This is a genomic window from Burkholderia sp. AU38729 (genome assembly GCF_020419725.1).
Taxonomy (GTDB): domain Bacteria; phylum Pseudomonadota; class Gammaproteobacteria; order Burkholderiales; family Burkholderiaceae; genus Burkholderia.
This window is the reverse complement of record NZ_JAIZQO010000006.1, coordinates 287,645-304,885: the sequence shown is the minus strand read 5'-3', so window position 1 is coordinate 304,885 and position 17,241 is coordinate 287,645. Positions and strand designations below refer to the sequence as shown.

13 protein-coding genes are annotated in these 17,241 nt (G+C 64.3%); 4 read left to right on the top strand and 9 right to left on the bottom strand.

Going from position 1 to position 17,241, the window contains the following annotated elements:
• Positions 1 to 220: 220 nt before the first annotated feature.
• The 7 genes from LGM56_RS18255 to LGM56_RS18225 form a co-directional block, all read right to left on the bottom strand.
• Positions 221 to 1,171: an alpha/beta hydrolase gene (locus LGM56_RS18255; protein WP_226206182.1), complete on the bottom strand. Its 951-nt coding sequence runs from the start codon at positions 1,169 to 1,171 to the stop codon at positions 221 to 223.
• A 32-nt stretch (positions 1,172 to 1,203) separates the two neighbouring features.
• Positions 1,204 to 2,694: a flavin-containing monooxygenase gene (locus LGM56_RS18250; protein ID WP_089498455.1), complete on the bottom strand. Its 1,491-nt coding sequence runs from the start codon at positions 2,692 to 2,694 to the stop codon at positions 1,204 to 1,206.
• 336 nt (positions 2,695 to 3,030) lie between these two features.
• On the bottom strand, positions 3,031 to 4,014 hold the full coding sequence (locus tag LGM56_RS18245; protein ID WP_226206180.1) for an alpha/beta hydrolase: 984 nt from the start codon (positions 4,012 to 4,014) through the stop codon (positions 3,031 to 3,033).
• A gap of 12 nt (positions 4,015 to 4,026) precedes the next feature.
• Positions 4,027 to 5,490: a flavin-containing monooxygenase gene (locus tag LGM56_RS18240; RefSeq protein WP_089498453.1), complete on the bottom strand. Its 1,464-nt coding sequence runs from the start codon at positions 5,488 to 5,490 to the stop codon at positions 4,027 to 4,029.
• A 52-nt stretch (positions 5,491 to 5,542) separates the two neighbouring features.
• Entirely contained in the window at positions 5,543 to 6,709 is a 1,167-nt protein-coding gene (locus LGM56_RS18235; RefSeq protein WP_226206178.1) for an iron-containing alcohol dehydrogenase, read from the bottom strand.
• A gap of 29 nt (positions 6,710 to 6,738) precedes the next feature.
• Positions 6,739 to 8,232 (bottom strand): NAD-dependent succinate-semialdehyde dehydrogenase, encoded by a 1,494-nt coding sequence (locus tag LGM56_RS18230; protein ID WP_226206404.1) that lies wholly within the window; start codon positions 8,230 to 8,232, stop codon positions 6,739 to 6,741.
• An 869-nt stretch (positions 8,233 to 9,101) separates the two neighbouring features.
• Positions 9,102 to 9,737, bottom strand: a complete 636-nt coding sequence (locus LGM56_RS18225) for a DUF2971 domain-containing protein (RefSeq protein WP_226206177.1) — start codon at positions 9,735 to 9,737, stop codon at positions 9,102 to 9,104.
• Positions 9,738 to 10,133: 396 nt separating this feature from the next.
• Between LGM56_RS18225 and LGM56_RS18220 the strand changes: the two genes are divergently transcribed.
• The 4 genes from LGM56_RS18220 (at position 10,134) to LGM56_RS18205 (ending at position 14,754) form a co-directional block, all read left to right on the top strand.
• Positions 10,134 to 10,724, top strand: a complete 591-nt coding sequence (locus LGM56_RS18220) for a GIY-YIG nuclease family protein (RefSeq protein ID WP_226206175.1) — start codon at positions 10,134 to 10,136, stop codon at positions 10,722 to 10,724.
• Positions 10,725 to 11,430: 706 nt separating this feature from the next.
• On the top strand, positions 11,431 to 12,834 hold the full coding sequence (locus LGM56_RS18215) for a zinc ribbon domain-containing protein (RefSeq protein WP_226206172.1): 1,404 nt from the start codon (positions 11,431 to 11,433) through the stop codon (positions 12,832 to 12,834).
• A 19-nt stretch (positions 12,835 to 12,853) separates the two neighbouring features.
• Positions 12,854 to 13,537, top strand: a complete 684-nt coding sequence (locus LGM56_RS18210) for a hypothetical protein (RefSeq protein WP_226206170.1) — start codon at positions 12,854 to 12,856, stop codon at positions 13,535 to 13,537.
• A 29-nt stretch (positions 13,538 to 13,566) separates the two neighbouring features.
• Positions 13,567 to 14,754 (top strand): hypothetical protein, encoded by a 1,188-nt coding sequence (locus LGM56_RS18205; protein ID WP_226206168.1) that lies wholly within the window; start codon positions 13,567 to 13,569, stop codon positions 14,752 to 14,754.
• Positions 14,755 to 14,977: 223 nt separating this feature from the next.
• Here the strand turns inward: LGM56_RS18205 and LGM56_RS18200 are convergent, their stop codons facing one another.
• Positions 14,978 to 15,592, bottom strand: coding sequence for a pyridoxamine 5'-phosphate oxidase family protein (locus tag LGM56_RS18200; protein WP_226206166.1), 615 nt, complete (start codon positions 15,590 to 15,592; stop codon positions 14,978 to 14,980).
• 91 nt (positions 15,593 to 15,683) lie between these two features.
• Complete coding sequence (locus tag LGM56_RS18195) at positions 15,684 to 16,991, bottom strand: NtaA/DmoA family FMN-dependent monooxygenase (RefSeq protein WP_226206164.1); 1,308 nt, start codon at positions 16,989 to 16,991, stop codon at positions 15,684 to 15,686.
• Between the last annotated feature and the right edge of the window lie 250 nt (positions 16,992 to 17,241).

Sequence of the window (17,241 nt, the reverse complement as noted above, 5' to 3'; positions counted from 1 at the left end):
GTCTGTGTCCTCGATAGATGCCTGCACGCTTCACAAGCAACTACCTGATGCATCGATTCCGCCATTCGCGTCGCGGCCTCAGCGAGCCGCCGCGCGATCGGCTTCATGCCGTCATGCATCAGCACTGCGCGGCCGCATCGGCACCGTTGGAGGTCATCCATCGAACCGCGTGCGGCCACGAAATGGCGAAAAGCGAAATCAGGTCGCTTCCGCCAACGTATCAATGGTGCTGCGCGGCGCCGAGTAACGTTCGAAAGCTCGCGATGCCCTTCTCGATCCACGCCTGGGCGCCCGGGGAGATCGCCCCCATGTCGAAGAACCCGTGAATCATGCCGTCGCACCGGATCGTGTCGACCTTCACGCCGCTCGCGTGGAGCAAGCGGCCATAGGCCTCGCCCTCGTCGCGCAGCGGATCGAATTCGGCGGTCAGGATGACCGCGGGCGGCAACCCGGCAAGATCCTTCGCACGGATCGGCGCCAGTCGCGGATCCTCCCGGTTGGTCCCGTCGGGCACGTAATGTCGCTCGAACCAGGCGATCGTCTCGAGGTCGAGAAAGTAGCCTGCGCCGTTTTCCTTGAAGGAAGGAAAGCCGGCGCGATCCTGCGCGACCGCGGGGTAGATCAGGAACTGGGCGGACAGCGCAATGCCGTCGGCGTGCAGTTGCTGGGTCACGACCGCGGCCAGATTGCCGCCGGCGCTGTCTCCGGCCACCGCGACGACGTCGCTGCCGCCCAGCTCACCCGCGTTCGCGATCACCCATCGGGTGGCGGCGATCGCATCGTCCGCCGCGGCCGGATACGGATACTCCGGCGCCAGCCGGTACTCCACCGAGACGACGACCGCGTTGGCGCCGCGCGCCAGCTCCCGGCAAATATTGTCGTGGGTATCCAGATCGCCGATCACGAATCCGCCGCCATGGAGATAGACGACCGTCGGCAGATTGCGCTCCTGGGTCGGACGGTACAGCCGCGCCCGCAGCGATCCGGTCGCGCCGGGAACGGTCAGGTCTTCCACGCCGTGAACGTCGACCACGGCCTCCGGTGCGCGAACGGCGCGCGCCAGATGCTGCATCAATCCACGCGCCTCTTCCGGGCTGGACTGCGACAGCGGTTTCGCGCCGGACCCGGCAAGGGATTCGAGAAAACCAGCGAGGTACAAATCGAGTGCCATAACTTCACCTTTATTCGAACGTTGCGCGGAGATCAGCGATACACGAGGACTTCGGCATCCGGGCTCAATTCCGGAATGGTCTGGCGCTCCTCCTCGTACTCGAAGTGGTGCTGCCACGGCATGCGATCGCCACGCAAGTGCATCTGGTGTTGCGAGCGCATCACGTACCCGGCATTGAAGTTGTTCGGGTCGGTCCACGGCAGCCGCTGCATGTCCGCGTCTTCGGCGCGCAGGCACGGCTCCACCGTCTTCGCGCCCACCTTGTCCATATGCGCCAGGACGCGGCAGGTGAATTCGCACACGAGATCGGCGCGCAACGTCCAGCTCGACCGGTAATAGCCGTAGATGAACGCCATGTTCGGGATACCCTCGATCATCATTCCCCGATACGAGACCCGCTTCGACATGTCGACCGGTTCGCCGTCGAGGTGGAACGCGATCTGGCCGAAAGCGCTCATGTCGAAGCCCGTCGCCGTCACGACGATGTCCGCCTGCAGGTGCTCGCCCGACGCCAGCACGATGCCGCTTTCGTCGAACGATTCGATGGTGTCCGTCACGACGGACGCCTTGCCCTCCCGGATCGCCGTGAAGAGGTCGCCCTCCGGCACCGCCGCCACGCGCTGCTGCCACGGGCGATAGCTGGGATTGAAGTGCTTGTCGACGTCGAACCCTTCCGGCAGCTGTTGCCGGGTCTCGTTGATCAACCAGTCGCGAACGGCGTCCGGGTTCGCTGCGGACAGGTTGATCAGGTCGAACGTCTGTTTCAGGTGTGCACGCCGCAGAATCTCGGAGCGCCACTCCTCGGGCAGGCTCAGTTCACGCAGCGTCGCGTCCAGCTGGTGGGTCCACGGAACCGCCGTGAAGAACGTCGGCGACCGTTGCAGCATCGTCACATGCGCCGCGGTGCCGGCCATCGCTGGAATCAGCGTCGCGGCGGTCGCGCCCGAGCCGATCACGACCACCCGCTTGCCGGCGTAGTCGAGGTCTTCCGGCCAGTGCTGCGGATGCACGACCGTTCCCTTGTAGCGGTCGAACCCGTTCCACTTCGGCGTAAAGCCCTGCCGATGGTCGTAGTACCCCGCCCCCAGCCACAGGAAGTCCGTGGTGATCGAGAAGTGTTCGCCGGTATCCTTGCGCGACACCTCGACCGTCCAGCGCTTCTGCTCGCTCGACCAGCTCACCGTTTGAACACGATGCCCGTAGTGGATCTTCGAACCGAGGTCGTATTCCTTGATGACATCGCCCAGATAGCTGTGGATCTCCTCCGCCGTGGCGATCGAGCGGCCCTGCCACGGGCGGAATCCGAATGCGTACGTGTACAGATCGCTGTCGGAACGCGCGCCCGGGTAGCGATGGGTCCACCACGTACCGCCGAATCCATCCATGGCTTCCAGGATGGCGAACGAGCGGTCCGGCAAGTTCATGCGAAGATGACAAGCGGCATCGAGCCCCGAGATCCCCGCCCCGATGATTAGTACCTCTACGTGCTCAGGCAAACCCGAATCTGCTTGATTCTTAGTCATGAGATCCCTCCGATGACCCGTTATTGAAAATATCCGTAACGCCGCACGACTAGATCAATTGACTTGGTCATGTGACTACGAAAGAAAAAGACGCTCGCACGTGCATGCCGGCGACAACGTTTCAAACCAGTACGTGCCCCCCGCTGCACCCGGCCAGGCATGCACGCGGGTCATTGAGGTGTGCATCCCGGTTTGACCGGTCACCCCGAACATGATCAATTGACCAAGTTCCACGGTTCCCAGTCTATGCAGTCGAGGGACAATTTGAATCAGGAGTTTCCATTACCCGACCGGTCGCAAGGGGCGAATGCGCCGACCCGCGCGACGATCGACGCGTCAAGCCTTGAAGCCGTCTGGTTCGGCAAGCCGCCGGACAAAGGAAACGGCGCGATCCAGCAGGTATCTCGCTGCCGGGATCGTGCGGGCCGCGGTGATGATGCCGTGATGATGCCCGGGCAGATGGAGATGCTCGACCGTGCTCCCCGCGCGGGCCGCGCACGATGCGTAGGCAACGCCTTCGTCACACAGCGGATCCAGCCCCACCGTGGCAATGAACATCGGCGGCTGCCGCCGGCCTTCCGCATGCAGCAGCGGGGACAGGCGTGGAAGATCGAACGGCGTGCCGGCCGGCACGTAGTGCTCCCGGAACCAGCGCATCGACTCGGCGACCAGCGGAAATCCGCCTTGAATGCGCTGGTAGGACGGAAGCGACGCCGTCAGGTCCGTCACGGGATAGAACAGGATCTGCCCGATGATCGCGGGTCCCGCCGCCGATGCCGCATTGGCGATGAGGGTCGCCATGTTGCCGCCGGCGCTGTCGCCGGCCAGGATCACCCGGGACACATCGATGGCAAGCGCGGAAGCGTTGGCCGCGAGGTAGTCCAATGCCCGCTCGCAGTCTTCGAGCGGGACCGGCCACCGCTGCTCCGGCGCTAGCCGGTACTCCACGGAAGCGACAACACACCCGCCGTGCCGTGCGAGATGACGGCAGATGCCGTCATGCGTGTCCACGCTGCCGATCACCCACCCGCCGCCGTGAATGAAGACGATCAGCGGTTTGTCCTCGACGCGATCCCCGGCGGGCGGACGATAGAGCCGTACCCGAATGCTGCCGTCCGCGACGGGAACATCGATATCGTCGTGGGCAACCGCTGCGTCGGCGGCGAGGCCGTTCAATTCGCAGGCCCGCACGAAGTTCACGCGCGACTGGTCGACGGAAAAGCTGCCGTAGTGTCGCCCGCCCAGTTCGCGGAACGCCCGAACGGCGTCCCGCGCATCGTCAGCCACCTCGGTCAGCGGCAACCAGTGCACCGATGTCATGGGCATCCCCGCTCAGATCGCAGCGAACACGCTTTGATCCCATTGCGTCACGGCGCGGTATTCGTCCACCGTGCCCGGCCAGTTGTTGATCACCTTTCCTTGCGCGTTCTTGTACCAGCTCGAGCAGCCCGCCGAAAACGCCGAGCCGACCATCGCCGATTGCAGCTTGCTGTTGTATTCGTCGAACACGGCCCGATCGACGTCGACCGCCTTCACGCCGGCCGAAGCCATGCCGCCGATCGCGTCGATGATGTAGTTCTGCTGGATCTCGAGCATCGACACGATGGAGTTGTGGTTCAGGTTCGTATTCGGCCCATACAGCATGAACATGTTCGGAAAGCCCGGCACGGTCATGCCGAGATACGCTTCCGGGCCGTCCTCCCACGCCTGGGCCAACGTGCGGTCCGTGCCGCGAACCTGCAGGCTGCCCTGGAAAGCCTGACTCTCGAAGCCGGTTCCGAACACGACCACGTCGAACGGAAGCAGGCGGCCGTCCCGGGTCACGATGCCCTCGTCGACGAACGATTCCACCCCCGCCGTCTCCAGCGCGACGTTGTCGCGCATGAGTGCCGGGTAGTAGTCGTCCGATCGCAGGATCCGTTTGCACGCGTATTCATAGTCCGGCGTCAGTTTCTCGCGCAGGACCGGGTCCGGCACCTGGCGATGCAGGTGCGCCAGCGCGAGACTCTTGCCTTCCTGCTGCGCGCTGGACCCCATCCGCGTCCGCTCGAACCCGGACTCGCGGAAAGCGTGCAGCGATTTCCGGCTTTCTTCGAACAGATGGGGCTCGCGCTCGTAGGTATCGAGCTGCTCCGCCGAGAAGACGATCTGGTTGCGCGGCATGATCCAGTTCGCGCTTCGCTGGAATACCGTCAGGTGATCGACCTTCGGCGCGATGAGCGGCACATACTGCACGGCGCTGGCGGCGTTGCCGATGCTTGCCACCCGCTTGCCGCTCAGGTCCACGTCGTGCCGCCACTCGGCGGAGTGGAAATACTCGCCGTTGAAATCCGCCAGGCCGCGAACCGCGGGGATCATCGGACGGTTCAATTGCCCCCATGCCGGCACGAAGAATCGTGCGGTCATCCGGGAGCCGTCATTCAGCGCGAACCGCCAGAGGCTTGCACCGGCATCCCATTCGGCACTGCGAATCTCGAGGTTGAATCGCAGGTGTTCCGTCAGGTCGAACCGCGCGGCAAGCGATTTCAGATAGTGCAGCAGCTCGTTGCGGCCGGCATACATCGCGCTCACGCGCAAATGCGGATGGAAGCTGTAGCAGTACAGGTGCGATTCGGTATCGCATGCCGCGCCGGGATACGAATTGTCCAGCCATACGCCACCGAGATCGGGACGCTTCTCCAGCACGACGAAGTCGTCGATGCCCGCGATTTTCATGCGAGCGGCCATGCCGAGGCCTCCGAAGCCTGCACCCAGGATAACGATCTCGTGGTGCTCAATCCTTTCTACATTGTTCACGGTGCATTCTCTCTATTAACGTTACGGCGACTGCGGATTGGCCGGCGTCGGTTCAGTAGGCCTGTTCGTACAGGCGCAATGCGTCCGACTCGGTGACGACGACCGGATTGTTCAACAGCAAGCGCTGCTGCTTCATCGCATCGGCCGCGAGGGTCGGCAGGCTCGATTGCGTGACACCCACGTCGCGCAGACGTCGCGGCGCGCCGGATCGATCCATCAGGTCTTCCAGGAAGGCGATGAACGCCGCCGTGCGCGCCGTGGCGTCGCCCGTTCCACCCGCGCCGACGACGTCCGCCAGTTCCGCATAGTGCGAAGCCGCCGCGTCGGCGTTGAAACGCAGCACGGGTGCCAGCATCAACGCGTTGGACAAGCCGTGCGGGATATGGAAATGGCCCCCCAACGGATACGCCAGCGCATGGACCGCGGCCACCGGGGCATTGGCGAACGCTTGCCCCGCCAGCGTGGCGCCCAGCAGCATGGCCTCGCGGGCGCGCCGGTCCGCGCCGTTTTCGCAAGCCGGGATCAGGTTGCTCACCAGCAATCGCAGCGCCTCGCGTGCGAGCGCGTCGGAGAGGGCATTCTTCTTGTGCTTGCTGGTATAGGCCTCGATGGCGTGAACCATCGCGTCGATGCCCGTCGCAGCGGTATGGCTGCGTGGCAGGCCGACCGTCAATTCGGCATCCAGGATCACCTTGTCGGCATACAGCTGACGTGCGACGATGCCCATCTTGGTTGTTTCGTTAACCGAAACGATGGAAATGTTGGTGACTTCCGACCCGGTGCCCGCCGTCGTCGGGATCTGCACCAGCGGCAGGCGCGCACCCTGAACGTTGCCGATTCCGTACATTTCCGCGATCGATTGCCGCGACACGGTGAGCACGGCGGCCAGTTTTGCGATGTCCATCGACGAGCCGCCGCCCAGGCCGATGACGACGTCGGCCTCGGCGCTGCGTGCAAACTCGACGCAGCGCAACACCACGTTTTCCGGCGGGTCGGCCACGACCTCGTCAAACACCGCCACGCGGAATCCCGCGGCCGCCAGCGACGCTTTCGCCGGTTCCAGCACACCGGCCTCGTGCAGCCCGGCGTCGGTCACGATCAGGACATGGCGGCGCTCCGTCCATGCCGCCATCACCTGACCCAGGCGGCGCGCACAACCCCATTCCTGGAGAATGGACGGAACAGTTTCGAAGAGCATCGACTGCGGGAGCATTTCCATTGACGTTTCCTTGATGCGGACGGTGGCCGTTAGACCTGGGTGCACAGGTACTTGATTTCCAGGTATTCCTCGATGCCGTAACGGGAACCCTCACGGCCCAGGCCCGATTGCTTGACCCCGCCGAACGGCGCGACCTCGTTGGAAATCACGCCGGTATTCAGGCCGACCATGCCGTACTCGAGTGCCTCGCCCACACGCCAGATGCGGCCGTGGTCGCGTGTATAGAGATAGGCGGCAAGCCCGTACTCGGTGTCGTTGGCCATCGCGATCGCTTCCGCTTCATCCTCGAAGCGGAACACCGGGCCGACGGGCCCGAAGAGTTCCTCGCGCGCGACGCGCATGGCCGGCGTTGCATCGGCAATGACGGTCGGCTCGAAAAACGTGCCGCCAAGCGGATGGCCTTTGCCGCCCGTGACGATGCGCGCGCCCTTGCCGAGCGCATCGTCGATCAGCTGATTCAGGTGGTCGCAGGCGGACTGCTGGATCAGCGGCCCCTGCTGCACCCCCGGTTCGATGCCGTTTCCGACCTTGAGCGCCTGGACTCGCCGCGTGAGCGCGTCGACGAAGCGGTCATGAATGCCGGCCTGGACGAGAAAACGATTCGCGCATACACAGGTCTGGCCGCTGTTCCGGTACTTCGACGCCATCGCACCTTCAACCGCCGCGTCGAGATCCGCGTCGTCGAACACGATGAAGGGTGCGTTGCCGCCGAGTTCGAGAGAGAGTCGCTTGATCGTCGCGGACGACTGGCTCATGAGCACGCGGCCGACTTCGGTCGAGCCGGTGAACGAAAGCTTGCGCACGACCGGGCTGGCCGTGAGCACCGCGCCGATCTCGCGCGACGGGCCGCACACCACTTGAAGGACACCGGCGGGAATGCCCGCGCGCTCGGCCAGCACGGCAAGCGCTAGCGCCGTGAGCGGCGTCAGGTCGGCGGGGCGCACGATGATGGAGCAGCCTGCGGCCAGTGCCGGCGCGACCTTGCGCGTGATCATAGCGGCAGGAAAATTCCACGGCGTGATCGCGGCACACACGCCGATCGGCTGACGAATGACGACGATGCGCTTGTCGCCTTGCGGGTGAGGCATGACGTCGCCGTAGACCCGCTTCGCTTCTTCGGCGAACCACTCCACGAAAGAAGCCGCATATATGATTTCGCCGCGGGCCTCCGCCAGCGGCTTGCCCTGCTCCGACGTCATGATCAGCGCGAGATCGTCGGCATTCGCCACGATCAGGTCGTACCAGGCGCGCAGTAGCTTTGCGCGCTCGTGGCTGGTCCGCTTCTGCCAGGCTTGTTGGGCCAGCGCCGACGAGGCAATGGCTTGCTCGACCGCCGCGGTGTCGAGGCTGGCCACGCGCGCCAGAATGTCGCCCGTGGCCGGATTCGTGACGGGAAACGATCGGCCATCCGTGCCCTCCGCCCATCCCGACGCCAGCCACGCACGCGTCTCCAGCAAGGAGCCGTCTCGCAGTTGGGCGCGTAGCGCCGAAGGATCGATCGCTTGGTTCGTCCTGCTGTGCATTTCATTCACGAGCAACGTCTCCAGAAATTCTTGTTTTTCAACCCTGGCGCTTTCAGCCGATGGGCGAAAGCTGCCCAGGCGTCGATACGCGGACGCCTGCTTCATCTCCCGGGATTTCGCCAAACTTCCGGTGGCCGATGCGCGTCAATCTCCGCGCCACCCGGACGCCTTCGCAAAACGTTGCCCACGCCTGGACCATCCGCGATCGGGCGGCGGCTGCCAATTGGGGATGAAACAAACATATGGGTCACTTGACATGGTCATTTGACCATAAACCATTTTCGGCAGCAACTCAGTAGTTGCACGGGCTATCGGTGACTCGTTGGGAGGTGACTACGCGAGGCCGGGGAGTCGCTCGGTGACTGCAATGCCAAGGAGAATCCGGCAGATGCCCTCGGCGGCGTATCAAGCCAGTGCGACGCCACGTCCCGTCAACGGCGCGGGGATATTTGCCCTACCTGACGGCAACTCGATGCGCAGGTGAATCAGGTCGCGGAATGGCGGCTGCGGTTGCACGGTCGAGCGGCGCAACGACCACCCTGAAGGTGGCGGGCTCGGGCATGACGCCAACGGCAATCGGGTTCCGAAGTGCGCGGGTGAGACCCGCTGGCCGTACACTGTCTACCGGCAAACCCGCTCATTTAAGGTTGAATTCGCGGTTCACTCGACGTTGAACTATCCGCATTGCCGTTCATTCAACCTTGAACCTTCAAGGGCAGCTTGGCCTGTTCGCGCACGGCCGACCGGTTCTCATCGACGGGTTGAATCCGCAGAGTCAAAACGGCCGCCGTAAGCCCCCCCGCTTTGCGTCTTGTCATGCGCCCAGGATACGGACATATGGCTTGATGTCCGGGTTGTGTTAGCCACTCTTATTCGCCGGCCACTTTTTCAGCAGCTTCTTTAAATGCGTCTTTCCAAGTTTTGTTGCCTGTAAGAGTCGAACGCCTTACTTGAAGATTTCCGCACCCGTCGATGCCTCTCAAGATGTCCTGCGTTGTCGAAACGATCGATTGAGGCAGCCAAGGACTGAGCGTAATTCTTGAAATCGCATCCAGCGGAATGCTCACGTCGAAAAATGAAAGCTTCTTCTCTGCACTTTCGTGGATCGCACGGAACTCTTTTTCCGGCCTGTAGCCCCACCGTTTCGTGAACGGTAGTTCGTCAAGAGCAAGTTTCTTGTTGTCCAGAGCCTTCAGCGTCCAGTAGTCTACCTCCCTATATTTGACGTTTTGTTGGTCGAAGGTGGCAAGCAGTTTATCCCTGTTAAAAACGATGCACGCCCCACCAGCACCGCCCGCAAACACGTGCCAGTGGTGATATGTTTCATCGCCAGTGGCGAAACATAAAGCGACAATTGATTTGAGGTTTTTTTGCCTGCGGTAAAGCTCCATGCCAGCCGAGTCGTTAGTGTCGTCCCATTTCTTAGGATCGAGCAACGTGAGCTTGCGGTTTTTTAGAATATGGAGCAACGAGGGAATATTAGTGTAGCGGCGCAGCGTGGTCATTCAGGGCTTCCTGTTGTTGTTTGTTGCGTGACGCGCTGGACAACGAGCGATGTCCAATGTTCAGCATCCTATACGAAGGAGTCGCGTCATAGGCTGACGTGTGACGATTGCGCAGGTCCGCTCATGGCCGGCTAGCTGGCACCCGGCGACCGAGAGCGGCGATTGTTTCGGGCGTGCGCGCGATGCAAAACAGCATAAGGCGTCGACCCGCGACGGCCCCTCGATCGACGTACGCATTCCGGCGGTCTCCGAGGTGCAGCGGTCGTTTGTCTTTCTATCGCGTCACGGAGTGTCCGCTGTTCGGCTCGCGAGCAGTTTGATCATGCTAGTGCTATCACCGGCTGGGGTTAAAATCGCGCGTCAAAGACGCGGGGAACGGCTACGGCCGAAAAGGACATGAACGATAGAAATCGCGCCGGAGAGGTGGAAATTGCATGGCAATCACTAACGGCAGCTATGGTTGCAAACGAAGCGGTTCATCCGGTGAAAATGCTCGTGGATGCGAGTGGCAAGATCGTCGTGCCAGACAGTGCCGGTGTCTATGCCTTCTGGTGGATGGCGAATAAGGGGCAGTTGTTGTCAGCCAATCGCCGCATTCGCCTACACGGCCCGAACAACAGTCGGGTCGAGGTGGAATACCACGACTGGTGGCCGAGCGACGTTCCGTATCCGTGCCTATACGTTGGCAAGGCGACCAATCTAAAGAAACGATTCGGGCAGCACCTAATGCGTGGCACGCCCGGCCGCGCACATCACGCAGCAACGGACAACGAAAAAGGAAAAGCAAGGACAACGGCGTGCCAATTGCGGTTCGGTATCGAGCACATTTTCCCGAGGGAAGATGATCCACTGTCCCTCATCAATAAGGCCGTGGGCTATTCTTGGTGCGACACGTTCCCGGAGAACGCGGTCGCTGAGCGTTTTTTCGCCGAGGACCGGCTTGTTGGCTATTTGAGGCCTTGGTTCAATATTGATTCGGAACGTTGAGTTCGTGCGGCAGGTTTCAGAGCGAACCGGCCTTTTCAGTGGCCGCTTTGTAGGATAGGCCAGTGACCGCAACTGGCCGAACCGAGCCACAGAGCAACCCTAACGCTGGCGGACCGGTTTCGACCACAACCTTGAAGTCACTTCACAGGTCAACATTGAGCGAGGGAAATTCCAAGTAGAGTGAATCTCGACACTGCGTGCGCCACGGCAGGCAGGGTAACCGCCTGGTCACCGCGATGAATACACCACCAGGCTGGTGACGGTGCGCGCGGCGCATCCGGTCGGCTTTGCACGCGAATACACGCTCCGTCACGTGCCTGACAGATGGCAAAGCCGCGTAATTTCAGTGTAATATCCGCTGCAGAAGACCATTTGTATTATCAATCGAAATAATGAAAACAGTCAGCCGGATTCAATCCGGCGACTGATACGGGGAAAGCTTGAACTCGCCATTCAATACCGGGGCATCCGGATCCGTTGGGCCACACGTTCCAATCACGTCGGCCGGATCTCTTCTTCTCTACGCCGACACTTTCCGCGCGGCCGAACCCATTCCGACTGATATCGCGCGCTGAACGGCCCGTCCCGCGTCGCTCGCCTTCGTAGCACGCGGCCGGTACGCCGCCATCCCGTGATTCGGACAAACGTGCGCATGCCCGCACGGCGTCGTCACGTCGATCGATCAAAAGAATAGGATTACTGAATTATGACTGCGTGTACCCACTGCGGAACCGATCTGCCCGGCGGTCTCAAGTTCTGCAAGCAATGCGGAACGCCGGTTGTGGCCATCCGGACCGAAGCGGCCTGCGCACCGTGCCGGAACTGCCACGCCGCGCTGACGCCGAACCAGCGTTTCTGCAACAAGTGCGGGACACCCGTCGCATCGGTCAATGACGCCGGTGCGATCGAGGCGGAAGTGCCCGCGCCGCCGGCCGAGCCCGCACTGCAGCCCGCGCACGTGGCCGCTGGATCCGCTCACGAATCTGCCTACGTCACCGTCGACGCGCAAGATACGCAAGCGGACATCAGCGTCGAATCGATCGCGGCGAACACTGCAGGGAACGACCTCGCGCACGTCGCGAACATCGCCGATCCGGTATCGGGTCGTGCGAACGCACCGCTGCAATCGCACGACGCCGCGGCCACTGCCACGCCTATCGCAGCGGCAGACCAGCGGGGCGACGCGGTCGCTGCGTCGCAAGCCTCGCCTGTCGGTACGGATGCGCAACCCGCTCCTGCGGGCGTATCGACGAATACCGCTGCGGCACTCGCCGACGACGATACAGACGGGGTCGATGCGACTGCCAAGCTTCACGACGTACCGGATGACGATGTAACGTCGGCGTCGGCCGAACCCATGCGTCCCCATTCCGGTGTCGTGCCGCCGCCGAAACCGCAGACCCCGACGACGAACGACGCTACGTCTGCAAGACTCAAGATCGTCGCAGCCGGCGTCGCGGTCGCCGTCGCCTGCGCGGGTGGTGCGTTCTGGTGGCACGGCCGCCAGGCGAGCGCACCTGCAACGCCCGAACCGGTTGCTGCATCCACGGTTCCTGCGTTCACGGCCAACGCCGCATCGGACATCACGGAACCGGGTTCCGCCTCCACCGGCGCGACTGTTGCGACGACACCGCCCGACGCACCGGCGTCCGCGCCGACCGATACGGCCGCCGCCATGACCGCGCCCGCGTCGGGCCCGGCCGTCGTCACGAATGTCACGACGGCCCCGGTACCCGCGACGCCACCAGCGTCGAACGCGCCGCCGGCATCCGCGAACGCGCAGCAACCGTCGCCCTTCGCGAAACTGCAGGACGACACGCCCACGCCGACCACCCCGGCCCCCGCCACCGTTGCAGAGGCGCCGCGCAACAAGCCGCACCCGACACCGCCGGCCCGCCCGTCCGCGGCGGCCAACCCTGCCGCGCCCGCCGTCGACGGCCTGCTGAAACGCGCGCAGGGCGACCTGACGCACGGCCAGTACGACAAGGCGATCGCGACAGCGGAAAGCGTCCTGGCGATCGAGCCGGGCAACCGTCCGGCGAAGACGTTGATCGCCAAGGCAAAGGCGCGGCAGATGGATGCACTGCGCAACAACAGCACACTTGAATGAAGCGCCGGAGAAAACCGACATGACAATCCAGAAGACCCTCGCCGCGGCCTGCGCGGTCACCTTGCTCGCCAGCGGCTGCGCCACCCAGAACGGCACCGGCGGGATTTCGTCCGAATCCGTGTTGCGCTGTACCGCGCTCGGCGCCGGCGGCGCGCTGGTCGGTGCGCTGATCGGCGGCACCAAGGGCGCGATCGGCGGCGCGGTTGCCGGGCTCGCCGCGTGCGCCGTGATCGAAGTCGCGACGCGGCAGACGAAGACGGCGGCCGAAGTCGATCGCGATTACCGCGCGAACAACCGCAACAACCTGCCGCCCTACGCGAAGATCGACGCCTACACCACGGTTGTAACGCCGCGCTCGGCGGTCAAGGCCGGCGAGCCGATCAAGCTGGCCTCGCAGATTCGCGCGGTGTCCGGCACGAACGAGCCCGTCCAGGAAGTGAAGGAAGTCGTGACCGTCTACGCGCCGTCGGGCGAGCAGTTCAAGCGCGGCGAGAAGATCGTCAACGCGACGCCGGGCAGCGGCGAATTCGACAACAGCTTCACGCTGAAACTGCCGTCGGGTGCGCCGCAAGGCACGTACACGCTGAAAAGCCAGGTCTACCTGAACGGCAAGCCGGGCTCGACCCGGCAATCCAGCATCCAGCTCGCGCAGGTCGACGGCGTCACCGTCGTCGCGCTGCTCGACGCCCCCACCGCTCACTGACCGGCCCGCACCTGCAAGGAGATTCAACGATGTCAACGCTCGATCAAGCCCCCGTGTCGGGAAAGTTCGGCCTGCTGCGCGCCGCCGAGGCCGTCACGAACTGGCGCGCACTCGCGATGTGCGCCTTTGCAATCGTCGCGAGCATGCTGATGGTCATGCTCACGATCCAGGTGATCGGTCACAGCCCCGTGCTCGGCCTGCTGTTCGTCATCGCGACGCTCGCGATCTCGCTGATCGGCTATTCCGCGGTCGGCATCGTGCTGATGCGCGATGCACAGGGTGAGTCGGTCGGATTCGTCGATGCGCTGCTGCAGGCGACGTTCAGCGTCCATCGCCTCGTCGGCATCGGCGTGCTGCTCGTGGTCGGCTGGATCCTGCTGCTGCTCGCGCTGCTGATCGTGTTCCTGATCTGCAAGATCCCCGGCGTCGGCCCGCTGCTGTACGCGATCGCGTATCCGGTCGCGGCGATCGCCGCGGGCGCGATCTTCGCCGGCATGGGGTACGTCGGCTATCCGCTCGCCGCGCCCGCCATCTGGCAAGGCAACTCGACGCTGCAGACCGCCGCGCGCCTGCTGCAGATCGGCCGCCGCCAGCTGCTCGGCGTGATCGTCCGGATGTTCGGGCTGCTGCTGCTCGTCGGTGTCCTGTCCGCCATCGTGTTCGGCATTCTCGGCACCGGCGCCGCGATCGCATCGTCGATCTCGGCGGCAACCGGCACCAGCCCGCTGGGCGGCCTGATGGGCATGAGCGGCCTCGGCCGGCATGCCAGCACCTACGGCCTTGGCATGGATGCGGCAGGAGGCGGATTCGACTACCGCAGCATGGCCTACCTGGGCGCGTACGGCTTCGGCAACGGCCTGCTGATCGCGATCGGTCTCGTGATTCCATTCCTGACGTTCGTCAACGGCACGTGCCTCATCTATCTGCAGACGGTCAGCGGTGTCGATTTCTCCGCAACGGAAGAGAAGCTGAGCCAGCACGTCGCGGACGCGAAACGCCACGCCGAACAGGCACGCGAACGCGCGGCCGATCACCTTGCGAAAGCACGCGACTCGCATGCTGCCAGCACGGCGGCCGCAGCGGGGACGGCATCGCTGCCGGCGTCGGATGCGGAATCGGCCGCCGCGGACGATGCCTCAGCCTGCGCGCAGTGCCACAAGCCGATGGCCGCCGACGACCTGTTCTGCGGCGAATGCGGTGCGCGGCGTCACGCTTGACGGCTGCGTGATCGCGCATCGAAGCGCGGCCCGCGGCCAGGTATCGCTGCGGGTCGCGGTTTCCGGGCGAACAACAGGCAGATGCCGGCGCGTGAAGTAGCCGTTCCCGGCCTCCGCCGCCGGGTCTCATCCGACTTCAGTCGTTCAATGCGATCGCGAAATGCGACGCCCGATCCGGGCGGACGATCCGCACCGATGCGCGCGCGGATCGCCTCTCGCGCACTCAGTACAGCCCGGCGACCGTGCGCGCCGGGAGGTCGCGATCGTACGATTCGCCGTCGAACGTACCGCCGCTTAATCGCCGATGCATCGCACCCGCGCTCGGCAGCTGATCACGTTCGATCCGAGTACCCGAATCCCAGAGCCGCGAACGCACGATCGCCTTCGAGCAATGGAAATAAGCCGCGTCGATGTGGATCAGCACCACCGTGCGCGGCGCCTTCCCGTCGACGGCAAAGCGCGCGAGCAAGCCGGGCTCGGCGCTGATCGTCGCGCGGCCGTTCACGCGCAACGTCTCGCCGACGCCGGGAATCAGGAACAGCAGCGACACGCGCGGATCGGCCACGATATTGCGCAGCGTATCGATCCGGTTGTTGCCCGGCCGATCCGGCAGCGCGAGCGTCTTCGGATCGACGATCGACACGAATCCCGCCACATCGCCGCGCGGTGAAACATCGGTGCCGTGCGGCCCGACCGACGACAGCGCGACGAATGGCGACGCGCGCACGAACGCCTGGTAGTCGTCGTTCAGGTGGTCGATTTCCTTCCACAGTGCACGTTCGTGCGGCGTCCCGTAGATGGCCTCGAGTTGCGCGAGCGTCGTGATCTCGTGATTCACATCAGCATCCTTGCGTCGATGTTGCGGCGCGAGGATGGCGGAAGCGCCGTCCCGCCATCGTACACGCGCCGCCTGCTCGCCGTTTGGCCGTTCAAGCCGTCGCGGTCTCGCGCTGCAAGGCCGGCAATCCCAGGTTCGTGCGGAAATCGTCGCCGAGGTAATCGGTATCGAGCAGGTTGCGCCGGCGCAATTCGGGCAGCAGCCCGTTGAGCAGCAGGTCCTCCTGGTCGGGCTGCCCGAGCCCGTGCAGCGACAGCACGTCGACGAGCCCCGCGCGATAACGCGTTTCGATCGCATCGGCGAGCTGTTCGGGGGTGCCCGCGACGAACCAGTGGCCGGTTTCCTGGGCGCGGATGATCAGCTCGCGCAACGTCAGGCGCTGCCGCGCATAGCCGACGAAAATCGCGACGCGGCCGCGCCGGCGATGCACGCTGTCGATCGCCGGCAGCAGCGATCCCGGCAACGGCTGGTCGAGCGGCAGGTCGCGCAGGTCGACGCCGCCGCCGAGCATGTCGGCGAGCTTCAGCCGGCCTTGCTCGTAATCAATGCGTTCATGCTTGTCGCGCAGCCGTCGCGCGACGTCGGCGTCGGATTCGCCGATCACCGAGTGGAACGAGTTCATCACGAGCGGCAGCCGCCCTGCCCGGCCGAATGCCGCCGCCTGCCGGTGCAGTTCGCCGACGAACGTGCGCGCATCCTCGAGCGTCGGCTGCGACGTGTAGACGACTTCCGCAAACCGCGCGCCGAGCGTCACGCCGCTCGCCGACTGCCCCGCCTGAAACAGCACGGGACGCCGCTGCGGCGAAGGCGGCACGTTCAACGGCCCCTGCACCTGGAAGTGCGCGCCACGATAATCGATCGGCCCGAGCTTGAGCGGATCGACCGACACGCCGCCGCTCGGCGTGCGTCGCACCGCGTCGGGAGCGTTCGCGTCGAACAGCGCGTTGACGACTTCGACGAATTCGGCGGCGCGCGCATAGCGCTGCTCCGGGTCGGGCAATGCGGCGTCGCCGAAATTCTCCTCGCCGACCGACGACGTCACCGCGTTCCACGCGGCGCGGCCGCCGCTCACGTGATCGAGCGTGCCGATCAGCCGCGCGAGATTGTACGGATGGTGATACGTGGTCGACACCGTCGCGACGAGCCCGATCGACGACGTCGCCTGGCTCAGCGCGGCCAGCGCGACGATCGGCTCCTGGCTGCCGGTGCTGCCGGCGAGCCCGGCCGGATCGGCCTGCAACAGGTCGGCCGTGAAGAGGCCGGTGATCTTCTCGGCTTCCGCCTTGCGCGCGAGCGCCGCCGCGCGACGCATGCCTTGCGCGGGATCCGCATCGCCCGGCGCAGCCAGCACGCTCGCGGCACCGACGAGCGTCTTCAGCCGTCTGCGTGTCTCGCTCATGATGCGGCTCCGGCATGCGCGTCAGGTCGGCCGGTTGACATGATTCGCTCGTTCATTCGTATTCCCCACGATTGCGTTCGATCGACGGACCCGCGCCGGCACCATGCTGCCGACGATCGCGCGCCGGGGCGTCCGGCGGGGTCCATGCGTGCGCCGCAAGGCGCGCAGCCATCGACCATAACGCAAGCCACCCGGTGGGCCGGAACGAATATTTTCGGCTTTCGATATTCTTCTTGATTGTTTGACCGGG